This window comes from Flavonifractor sp. An52 (assembly GCF_002159385.1).
Taxonomy (GTDB): domain Bacteria; phylum Bacillota; class Clostridia; order Oscillospirales; family Oscillospiraceae; genus Flavonifractor; species Flavonifractor avicola.
Window position 1 is genome coordinate 41,718 of sequence record NZ_NFIB01000022.1, and the last position, 10,618, is coordinate 52,335.

The 10,618-nt window shown below is 61.4% G+C and carries 10 protein-coding genes; 2 read left to right on the forward strand and 8 right to left on the reverse strand.

Annotation, left to right across the window (positions count from 1 at the left end; translation table 11 throughout):
- Positions 1-46: 46 nt before the first annotated feature.
- The 4 genes from dnaJ to hrcA form a co-directional block, all read right to left on the reverse strand.
- Positions 47-1,210: a molecular chaperone DnaJ gene (dnaJ, locus tag B5G06_RS09580; RefSeq protein WP_087188858.1), complete on the reverse strand. Its 1,164-nt coding sequence runs from the start codon at positions 1,208-1,210 to the stop codon at positions 47-49.
- 137 nt (positions 1,211-1,347) lie between these two features.
- Positions 1,348-3,207 carry a molecular chaperone DnaK gene (gene dnaK, locus B5G06_RS09585; protein WP_087188859.1) on the reverse strand — a complete coding sequence of 620 codons (1,860 nt, stop codon included), beginning with the start codon at positions 3,205-3,207 and terminating at the stop codon, positions 1,348-1,350.
- 43 nt (positions 3,208-3,250) lie between these two features.
- Positions 3,251-3,790, reverse strand: a complete 540-nt coding sequence (gene grpE / locus B5G06_RS09590) for a nucleotide exchange factor GrpE (RefSeq protein WP_204220788.1) — start codon at positions 3,788-3,790, stop codon at positions 3,251-3,253.
- Positions 3,791-3,806: 16 nt separating this feature from the next.
- Positions 3,807-4,859, reverse strand: a complete 1,053-nt coding sequence (hrcA, locus tag B5G06_RS09595; RefSeq protein ID WP_087188861.1) for a heat-inducible transcriptional repressor HrcA — start codon at positions 4,857-4,859, stop codon at positions 3,807-3,809.
- A 225-nt stretch (positions 4,860-5,084) separates the two neighbouring features.
- Here hrcA and B5G06_RS09600 point away from each other — a divergent pair, with 225 nt between their 5' ends.
- The gene (locus tag B5G06_RS09600; protein ID WP_087188862.1) at positions 5,085-5,552 is read left to right on the forward strand and encodes a GNAT family N-acetyltransferase; all 468 of its coding nucleotides are present in this window, start codon (positions 5,085-5,087) and stop codon (positions 5,550-5,552) included.
- A gap of 34 nt (positions 5,553-5,586) precedes the next feature.
- On the opposite strand, the gene B5G06_RS09605 is transcribed toward B5G06_RS09600, so the two are convergent.
- Genes B5G06_RS09605 through B5G06_RS09615 form a run of 3 tightly spaced genes read right to left on the reverse strand, consistent with a single transcriptional unit; the run spans position 5,587 to position 8,874 of the window.
- Positions 5,587-6,348: an MBL fold metallo-hydrolase gene (locus B5G06_RS09605; RefSeq protein ID WP_087188863.1), complete on the reverse strand. Its 762-nt coding sequence runs from the start codon at positions 6,346-6,348 to the stop codon at positions 5,587-5,589.
- Positions 6,345-7,745: an MATE family efflux transporter gene (locus B5G06_RS09610; protein WP_242955434.1), complete on the reverse strand. Its 1,401-nt coding sequence runs from the start codon at positions 7,743-7,745 to the stop codon at positions 6,345-6,347. Before B5G06_RS09610 ends, B5G06_RS09605 begins: the two co-directional genes overlap by 4 nt.
- A gap of 4 nt (positions 7,746-7,749) precedes the next feature.
- On the reverse strand, positions 7,750-8,874 hold the full coding sequence (locus B5G06_RS09615) for a cysteine desulfurase family protein (RefSeq protein ID WP_087188864.1): 1,125 nt from the start codon (positions 8,872-8,874) through the stop codon (positions 7,750-7,752).
- Between the two features lie 198 nt (positions 8,875-9,072).
- Here B5G06_RS09615 and B5G06_RS09620 point away from each other — a divergent pair, with 198 nt between their 5' ends.
- Positions 9,073-10,443 (forward strand): rubredoxin, encoded by a 1,371-nt coding sequence (locus B5G06_RS09620; protein ID WP_158094689.1) that lies wholly within the window; start codon positions 9,073-9,075, stop codon positions 10,441-10,443.
- Here B5G06_RS09620 and B5G06_RS14190 read toward each other — a convergent pair.
- A partial coding sequence (locus B5G06_RS14190; RefSeq protein ID WP_204220790.1) for a hypothetical protein occupies positions 10,427-10,618 on the reverse strand: 192 nt, incomplete at its 5' end. The genes B5G06_RS09620 and B5G06_RS14190 overlap by 17 nt on opposite strands.

The following is a 10,618-nucleotide window of genomic DNA, read 5'->3' on the forward strand; positions in this document are numbered from 1 at the left end:
CACAGACAAAATAAGAGGACGAGTATGCTATACTCGTCCTCCTATTTTATTTCTTCTTCTTGCGTTTGTCAAAGAAAGATTTCACGCCGTCCGCCGGACTGGGTGGAATCTCGCCCATGGCTTCGCCATAGGCACGCAACGCCTCCTTCTGTTCACGGGTCAGGTTGGTGGGAACCTGCACACTGACAGTGACGTACTGATCGCCCCGGCCCCGTCCGTTGACGGAGGGGATACCCTTGCCCCGCAGGCGGAAGGTGGTGCCCGGCTGGGTCCCGGCGGGCAGGTTCCACTTCACCTTGCCGTCGATGGTGGGAATCTCCAGCTCGGCGCCCAGGGTGGCCTGCAGGAAGGTCACAGGGTGCTCCAGGAACACCGAGGTGCCGTCCCGCTTGAAGAAGGCGTGGGGACGGACGGTGACGCTGATGAGCAGATCGCCGGCGGGACCGCCGTTGCGGCCCGCGCCGCCCTGACCCCGCAGGGAGACGGCCTGGCCGTTGTCGATGCCGGCGGGGATGCTGACGGTCAGCTTGCGCTGCTTGCGCACACTGCCGCTGCCGCCGCAGTCCTTACAGGGCTGGTGGATGATCTTGCCCTTGCCACCGCACTTGGGGCAGGTGGTGGTGGTGGCGAAGGTAAAGGCGCCGCCGCCCCGCTGGATGCGGATGGTGCCGCTGCCGTGGCAGTCGGGACAGACCTCCGCCGTGGTGCCGGGGGCGCAGCCGGTACCCTTGCAGGAATCGCAGCTCTCGGTGCGGTTGAGGGTGATCTCCTTCTCGCAGCCGAAGGCGGCCTCCTCAAAGCTGATGGTTACCGAGGCCCGCAGGGTCTCGCCCTTCATGGGCCCGTTGTTCCGGCGGCTGGAACTGCCTCCGCCGAAGCCGCCGCCGAAGAAGGAGCCGAAAATATCGCCCAGGTCGATATCGCCCATATCGAAGCCGCCGAAGCCGCCGCCGTTGAAGCCGCCGGCCCCAAAGTTGGGGTCTACGCCGGCGTGGCCGAACTGGTCGTACTTGGCCCGCTTCTCTTTGTCGGAGAGGACCTCATAGGCCTCATTGACCTCCTTGAACTTGGCCTCGGCGTCCTTGTCGCCGGGGTTCAGGTCGGGGTGGTACTTCTTGGCCAGCTTGCGGTAGGCCTTTTTCAGCTCGTCCTCGCTGGCGGTTTTGGCTACGCCCAGGACTTCGTAATAATCTCGTTTCTGTTCAGGCATTGGTGTTCACCTCTGTTTCAGAGTGGAGCGTGGAAAGTGAAGTGTGAAAGCAGCTCTCCACGATCCACCGTTTGGGAGAAAACGGAACGCCACACAGGCGGGGGACAAGCCCCCGCCCGCGGTGTTTTCCTGTTTAATTACTTCTGATCGTCGTCCACGACCTGATAGTCGGCATCCACCACGTTGGGATCGGTGTTGGCGCCGCCGGCCTGGCCGCCGAAGTTGGCGCCGCCCATGTCGGGGCCAGCCTGGCCGCCCTGGGGGTTGGCCTGCTGATACATCTTCTCAGCGATGGGGTAGAAGGCCTTGGAGGCCTCCTCGGTGGCGGACTTGATGGCCTCGATGTCGGTGCCCTTCATGGCGTCCTTCAGCTTGTTCAGGGCGGCCTCCACGGTGGCCTTGTCGCCCGCGTCGATCTTGTCCTTGGCATCCTCCAGAGCCTTCTCGGTCTGGTAGATCACCTGGTCGGCCTGGTTGCGGACATCCACCTCTTCCTTACGCTTGGCGTCCTCGGCGGCAAACTGCTCGGCCTCCTTGACGGCCTTGTCGATGTCCTCCTTGGACATATTGGTGGAGGAAGTGATGGTGATGTGCTGCTCCTTGCCGGTGCCCAGGTCCTTGGCGGACACGTTCACGATGCCGTTGGCGTCGATGTCGAAGGTAACCTCGATCTGAGGCACGCCGCGGCGGGCGGGAGCAATACCGTCCAGGTTGAAGCGGCCCAGGGTCTTGTTGTACTGAGCCATCTCACGCTCGCCCTGCAGCACGTGGACCTCAACGGAGGTCTGGTTGTCGGCGGCGGTGGTGAACACCTGGCTCTTCTTGGCGGGGATGGTGGTGTTGCGCTCGATGAGCTTGGTCATAACGCCGCCCATGGTCTCAATGCCCAGGGACAGAGGAGTCACGTCCAGCAGCAGCAGGCCCTTCACGTCGCCCACCAGCACGCCGCCCTGCAGGGCAGCGCCGATAGCCACGCACTCGTCGGGGTTGATGCCCTTGAAGCCTTCCTTGCCGGTCAGCTTCTTGACCATGTCCTGCACGGCGGGGATACGGCTGGAGCCGCCCACCAGCAGCACCTTGGAAAGGTCGCCGGAGCCCAGGCCGGCGTCGCTCATGGCCTGACGGACGGGGCCGGCGGTGGCCTCCACCAGGGAGGCGGTCAGCTGGTCGAACTTGGCCCGGGTCAGAGTCAGATCCAGGTGCTTGGGGCCGGTGGCGTCAGCGGTGATATAGGGCAGGTTGATGTTGGTGGAGGTGACGCCGGACAGCTCGATCTTGGCCTTCTCGGCAGCCTCCTTCAGGCGCTGCATGGCGACCTTATCGCCGGTCAGGTCGATACCGGAGTCCTTCTTGAACTCAGCGGCCATCCAGTCCATGACGGCCTTGTCGAAGTCGTCGCCGCCCAGACGGTTGTTACCGGCGGTAGCCAGCACCTCGATGACGCCGTCGCCGACCTCCAGCACGGACACATCGAAGGTGCCGCCGCCCAGGTCGTAGACCATGATCTTCTGATCGGTCTCCTTATCCACGCCGTAGGCCAGAGCCGCGGCGGTGGGCTCGTTGATGATACGCTTCACGTCCAGACCGGCGATGCGGCCGGCGTCCTTGGTGGCCTGACGCTGAGCGTCGGTGAAGTAAGCGGGAACGGTGATGACGGCCTCGGTCACAGGCTGGCCCAGATAGGCCTCGGCGTCCGCCTTCAGCTTCTGCAGGATCATGGCGGAGATCTCCTGGGGAGTGTAGGCCTTGCCGTCGATGTTCACCTTGTAGTTGGAGCCCATCTCACGCTTGATGGAAGAGATGGTGCGGTCGGGGTTGGTGATAGCCTGGCGCTTGGCCACCTGGCCCACCATACGCTCGCCGTCCTTGGAGAAGGCCACCACAGAGGGGGTGGTGCGGTTGCCTTCCGCGTTGGCGATAACGACGGCCTCGCCGCCTTCCATAACAGCAACACAAGAGTTGGTCGTACCGAGGTCGATACCGATGATCTTAGACATAATCAATTCCTCCAATATATCGTAAATTGTTTTTTAACATGAATTAGTTGGCCACCTTGACCATGGAGAACCGGATCACCTTTTCTTCGGTGCGGAAACCGGCCTGGAACACCTCTACAATGGTGTTCTCTCCGGCGTTCTCGTCCTCCACGTGCATGACGGCGTTGTGCAGGTTGGGGTCGAAGGTCTCGCCCAAGGCGGGGATCTCCTGAATGCCCAGCTTGGAGAGGACCTCCTTCAGCTGGGTCATGGTCATCTCCACGCCCTTCTTATAGGCCTCGTCAGCGGTGTCCTGCTTGAGGGCCCGCTCCAGGTTATCGTACACCGGCAGGAAGGCGGCGGCGGTCTCCGCCTTGGAATCGGCCCAGGCCGACTCCTTTTCCTTCTGGCTGCGGCGGCGGTAGTTGTCGTACTCGGCGGCCAGCCGAAGGAACTTGTCCTCCTGATCGGTGAGGTTCTGCTTCAGAGCCTCCAGCTCCTCCAGCAGGGGATTGGGGGCTTCCTCCGCAGCCTCGGGGGCGGCGGCCTGTGCGGTCTGCTCCTCAGGGATGACCTCTTCGGGCTGTTTCTCTTTCTTACTCATGGGATGCACTCATCTCCTATTTAAGATCGTCGCTGCCGCCCGGCAGCTCGCCCTGCCCGAACAGCCGGGTCAGTCCCTCGGCCAGATAGGAAAGGCGGGCGGTGATTTTGGCATAATCCATACGGGTGGGTCCCACCACACCGATGACGCCCCGCATTCCGTCGCCGATGTCATAGCTGGCCACCACAACGCTGGTATCCTTCAATGCGTCGGCCACATTTTCCGGGCCGATGAGGATCTTCATGGCGGCGTCCTTGGGAACGGGGAAGCGGGCGGGATCGGCGTCCTCGGAGAGGTAGCTCAGCAGAGGCTGGGCCCGCTCCAAAGAGCGGTACTCAGGCAGCTCCAGCAGATGGGCGATGCCCGAGGTGTGGACGGTGCGCTGCTCCAGGCTCTCCAGCACCTCCATCGCGAAGGAGACAACCAGGGAGATGAGCCCGTAGGCCTCTCCGGCGGCGTGCTGGGCCACCCGCATCAGCTCCGGCGTAATCTCATCCAGAGGCAGGCCGGTAAAGGTGGCGTTGAGCAGGGTGTTGAGCATCTGCAGCTGAGCCTCCGTCAAATCGGAGGGCAGCCGGATCAGCCGGTTGCGCACCACATTGGTGTCGGTCATTACCACGATGATAAAGGCATTGTGCTCCACCATCAGAAGGTCAAACCGGCGGATCGTCACCCGGCTCATGCCGGAGGACAGCGCAAAGGCGGGGTAGTTGGTCAACTGAGACACCACCCGGCCGGCCTGGTCCAGCACCCGGTCCAGCTCCTGCATCTTCATCCGCAGGGCCTGGTTGATGCGCTCGGTCTCCTGAAGGGAGAGCTTGTGCGCCTCCATCAGTTCGTTGACGTAGAACCGATACCCCTTGGGAGAGGGGATGCGTCCGGCGGAGGTATGGGGCTTTTCCAGCAGTCCCAGAGATTCCAGATCCGCCATCTCGTTTCGGATGGTGGCGGAAGAGATCTCCATGCCAATGGAAGAGGCAATGGCCTTGGAACCCACCGGCTCCGCCGACTGGATGTAACTTTCGATGATGGCGCGCAGGATTCGTTTTTTGCGTTCGGTTAAATCCATAGCGGCCACCTCACTTTTGATTTAGCACTCATACTACCTGAGTGCTAAAGATAATGTAGCACCGTCCGGGAAAAAAGTCAATAGGCAGGGTTGTAAATTAAATGTGAACGAAGAAAAGATAGCAGACAGACCTTCAGAATGCAAATCAGAGCGGTTGACGCGGCGGCGGTTCAATGGTATTCTATCCAATAAGGAACAAGACTTGCAGACAGGAGGGGTGTCTCTGTGGACGGAACGGTGCCCGTGGAGATCATTGACTACGAAGAGCGCTATAAACAGGATCTGGAGGACATCTCTCTGCCCTGGCTGCTGGAGTATGACCTGCTGGAGCCGGTAGACCTGGAGATGCTGGCCGATCCGCACCGCTTTATCGCCGGGGGCGGCCGTGTGCTGCTGGCCCGCTGTGGCCGGGAGATCGTGGGCATGGTCATGCTGGAGCTTCAGGGCGACGGTGTGTGCGAGGCACTGAAGTTCGGCGTCAAAGAGGAGTACCGAGAGCGGGGCATCGGCACCGCCCTGATGGAGGCGGTGATCCAGGCCGCCCGGGACGCGGGACAAAAGACCATCGTGATCACCTCCAACCACAAGCTGAAGGCTGCCCTGCGGATCTATGAGAAGCTGGGATTTGAATACGTCACGTATTCTGACAAGTGGTTTCAACTGTCCGATATTAGAATGGAACGGGAATTATAAGAAAAGGACGCGCCGCAGGCGCGTCCTTTTTGATTCAGTCGGCAAATTCATACACCGCTCCGGCGGTGAGGTGGTGAAGCCTGTCGCCCAGTTCCTCCTCCAGCAGGGCGTAGGCGGGATCTCCGGTGCAGTGGCCGGTATAGATGTCCTGTACCTTTAAATCATCCCGCAGGGCGGCGGCGATGGATCGTACCTTCTCCGGGGTAGGGCCCAGGGTGGTAACACCCTCCTTGCCCATCAGGTGGAAGCCGCCCAATACCGCACGGATGGGGGTGCCGGGGAACTGTTCGGAGAGCTGGGTGAGAATCTTCACCACTCCGGCGTGGCAGCAGGAGTTGAGGACCACCAGACCTTCGGAGGTCTCAGCCACCAGGGACTGCTCATGCTTCACCCGGTCGGGGATCAGGTGGAGGCCCTCCGCCAGATCCCGGGGGCCCTCCGCCAGGTCAAAGCGCTTCTCGTGCCGGCAGAACATCCCCATGTTGACACCAATGTACTCCTTCTCCGCCCAGATCTCCGGGTCGGTGATCCGGGGACGGGCGTAGACGGCGGCGGAGGGATTGACGGCAAAAAAGGCGTTGAAGCCGTCGGCGTGGTCATAGTGCCCGTGGGACAGGGCGGCCTTGTCCACTTTGGACAGATCCACCCCCAGCTTGGCGGCGTTGTACACCACTGCGCCGCACTCCCCGGCGTCCAGCAGATAGCGGCCGCCCCGGTATTCCACATAAAAGGACAGGCCATGCTCGGGAATCAGTCCATCCTGGGCGGAGTTTTCCATCAGAACGGTGATCTTCATTGGGAGACCTCCTCTTTCTTCACATATTGGGTCACGTCATTGATCCAGGCCTTGGAGCGGAATCGGGGCACACCCACAATGAATTTGGTGATCTGCTCCATGATGACGCCCACATACACCCAGAAGATACCCCACTTCAGTACCAGGCCGAAGAGGGCGGACAGAGGAAGGGCTACCAACCACAGGGGAAACACGTCGATGAGGGAGGCCGCCCGCACGTCGCCGCCGCCCCGGAGCACGCCCACGGTGTTTACCGAGTTGAAGGCCCGCAAGGGAAGACAGACGCCGATCATGGTGAGCATCATGGTGGCAATCTCTCCCGCCATGGGGGACAGATGGAAGAAGGGATAGACCAGGGTGGGGAAGAAGGTATGGGTGAAGGTGACCAGCAGCCCGCCGATCACCAGGCCGCAGATCATGGCCAGAGTGTTCAAAGTGGCCCCGATCTCATAGAGGTGTTCCCGGCGCCCGGCGCCGATCTCACGGCCGATAATGATGGCGGTGGTGCCGCCCACGGCGAAGATGGCCACGGTGCACAGATCCTCCAGATTGCCCGCCAGAGCCCGGGCTGCCAGGATCTCGGTGGAGTTTTCCATATGGCCCATGACCACCTTGTGCATGGAGGTGCCCAGGCCCCACAGGGTTTCGTTGAGGACCACCGGGCCGGAATAGCGGAAAAACTTCTGGATCAGGGGCCGTCCCGGCCGGAACATGAGGGTGGGCTTGAGCTGGAACCGCTTGTTGGTGAGGGCATAGGTCATGGTGATGCCGAACTCCAGGATACGGGAGAGCAGGGTGGCAAAGGCTGCACCCTCCACCCCCAGAGCGGGGGCCCCCAGGTTGCCGAAGATGAACACCCAGTTCAGGAAAGTGTTGGCGGCCATGGAGGTGGCAAAGACGATCATGCCCAGTTTGGGGTTCTCCATGGAGCGGTGGGCGCCCACATACACACCGGTGAGGCTGTTAAAGAGGTAGGAGGGGCCTACGATGCGGGCGTAGCTGGCAGCCAGAGGGATCAGCTCTTCATTGTCGGTGAGCAGTCCCATAAGCTGGGCGGGGAAAAAGCACATGATGATGGCAAACAGAGCGGCGATGGCTCCCGCCACATAGCAGCCGATGCCGATGACCCGGTTGATGGTATCGGTGTCCTTCTTGCCCCAGAACTGGCTGATGAGCACCGAGGAGCCGCTTTGCAGTCCAAAAATCACCAGCTGAATGACAAACACCGGCAGATTGGCCTGGGCCACAGCGGCCAGAGGGGCCTCTCCCAGGCTGCCTACCATAAACGTATCCACCAAACCCAGCAGGGTGGTGCACAGATTTTGCAGCAGGATGGGCAGGGCCAGTGATACCACATTGCGGTAAAAAGCCCGTCCCCGGTTCATGTAGGAAAACAAATCCTCACCTCATTGCGATCCGAGTCTGTGTGATCTCCGTGAGGGCGGCGGCCAGAGCGTCGGCATCCTCACAGGTGCTGTCGGGGGAGAAGGAGATGCGCAGTACACCCATCAGGGTGCGTTTGGGCAGGCCCAGAGCGGCAAAGACGTGGCTGGGCTTGCCCTTGTGGCAGGCCGAGCCGGAGGAGACGTAGATCCCCCGGTCGGACAGATCCCGTACCAGCATTTCGCTGGGATAGCCAGGCAGAGAAATGGCACAGATGTGGGGAGTGTCGCCGGGGCTGATCACCTCCAGGCCGGGAACAGAGGAGAGAACCTCCAGGGCGTGGGCCTTTACAGCTGCGATGCGAGCGGGCGCGTCGGTGTCCCAGGCCTCACAGGCAGCGGCCAGGGCGGCCAGCTGAGCAGTAGGCTCGGTGCCGGAACGCAGGCCGTTTTCCTGTCCGCCTCCCAGCAGCAGGGGCTTCAGGTCCAGACCCTTGCGGATGTACTGGGCGCCGATACCCTTGGGCGCCCGGATCTTGTGGCCGCTGATGGTGAGCAGATCCACCCCCAGCTCTTTGGGGGTGAAGGGGACCTTTAAAAAGGCCTGCACCGCGTCGCAGTGGAGCAGGGCGGGGCAGTGGGCGGCCTTGATGGCCTGAGCGGCCTCCGCCACTGGCAAGAGAGTACCCAGCTCATTGTTTACCAGCATCATGGACACCAGTACCGTGTCAGGGCGCAGGGCGTCGGCCAGTGCCTGGGCGGATATATGGCCGGACTTGTCCGGCTTTAAGTAGGTGACCTCATAGCCCTGGGCGGCCAGAGCACGGATGGGCTCCAGCACGGCGGAGTGCTCGATGGCGGTGGTGATGATATGTTTCCCGCTCCGCTTCCCGTGCTCCACGGCGGCCCGGATGGCCCAGTTGTCTCCCTCGGTACCGCAGGAGGTAAAGGTCAACTCCTCCGGCAGGCAGCCCAGCCTGCCTGCCACCACAGCACGGTACTCCTTTACTTTGGAGGCGGCGGCCTGGCCGATGGCATAGCCGGAGGAGGGATTGCCGTAGCCCTCCGTCATGGCCTCATAGGCCGCTTTGGCCGCCTGGGGACACACCGGCGTGGTGGCGGCGTTATCGAGATAGATGGACATGAACAGTCACCTCAGACAAAAAAAGTGCGGTTTCGCAATTCTTCATTGTAGCCTTATACAGAAGGAAAGTCAAGGCGGCAGAATTGTGGAAAACAGACGTGACAGTTTATCCCATAGCGCTTGACAAGCGGAAGAGAGGATAATATACTGTGACCTGCTAGGAAATAATTTTTGACAATAAGAAAGGAAGGAACCACCATGAGCGCCATCAAGCTGCGTGAAAATCTCTGGTCTGTGGGCGTCCTCAACCCTGCGCTGCGGGTCTTTGACATCGTAATGGAATCCAAATATGGTACCTCCTACAATGCCTACCTGCTGACGGGAGAGAAGAACGTCCTGATCGAGACGGTACATACCGACTATTTTGACGAATATCTGGACAACATCCGCCAGGTCATTCCTCTGGAGGATGTGGATTACCTGATTATGAACCACAACGAGCCCGACCACTCGGGCAGCGTGGCCAAGCTGATGGCGGTCTGCCCCAAGCTGGAGATCATCGCCACCAAGGCGGGCAAGAAGCACCTGCAGGATATCACCAACCTGGATCTGCCCTGCCGTACCGTGGCTGCCGGCGATACCCTGGACCTGGGCAACCGGGTGCTGGAGTTCATCCCCTCTCCCATGCTCCACTGGGCTGACTCCATGTTTACCTGGGACAAGGAGGGCAAGACCCTCTTTACCTGCGACTTCCTGGGCGCTCATTTCTGCGAGCCCACCATGCTGGATAAGAACATCCACGACAAGGCCGCCTATGAGGGCGAGTTTGCCTACTACTACGCCGGTATCTTCGGGCCCTTCAAGCCCAGCGTGCTGGCCGGCCTGGACAAGATGCCCGCCGACGTGGAGCTGGTTTGCCCCAGCCACGGCCCCTGCCTGACTGAGACCATCGGCAAGGCCAAGGAGCTCTACCGCACCTGGAGCACCCCCGCTCCCAAGACCCAGCGCACCGCCTTTGTAGTGTATGCCTCCGCCTACGGCTGCACCCGCACTCTGGCGGAAGCTGCCGCCAAGGCTCTGGAGGGTGAGGGCTACGCCGTCACCACCGCCGACGTCACCGTGGTGCCCTATGCCGAGTGCGTGAAGCTGGCCCATGAGGCCGACGTGCTGTTGGTGGGTTCCCCCACCATCAACCGTGCCGCCCCCAAGGCTGTGTGGGATGTGCTCACCTCCATTGATCCCATCAACCTGAAGGGCAAGGCCGCCGGCGCCTTTGGTGCCTACGGCTGGAGCGGCGAGGCTGCCCCCATGCTCCACACCTTCCTGAAGGGCCTGCGCTATGCCGCCCCCGAGGCCCCCTTCCGGGTGCTCTTCACTCCCACCCAGGCCGACCTGGATGCCATGGCCGAGTATGCCAAGTCTGTGGCCGCCCTGTGCACCGTGCCGGTGGACGCCCCCAAGACCGAGGGTGGCAAGTGGGTGTGCGCCCTGTGCGGCTACATCTATGATCCCGCTGAGGGCGACCCCGCCCACGGCGTGGCCCCCGGTACCCCCTGGGAGCAGGTGCCCTCCTCCTGGTCCTGCCCCCTGTGCGGCGTGGACAAGGATATGTTCAAGAAGGCCGAGTAAGCCGGTTCAACATGAAAATGGCCTGTTGCAGCAGCGCTGCAACAGGCCATTTTTTCTGTTGGTGGTACCAAAGACAACCCCCGGCTAAGCCGGGGGTAAAAAATAGCTTAAAGCGAGGAGAAGAGTAGAAAAAGAAAAAACTCCCTGATAAGGTAGAAGTGGTTTGCCGACCACA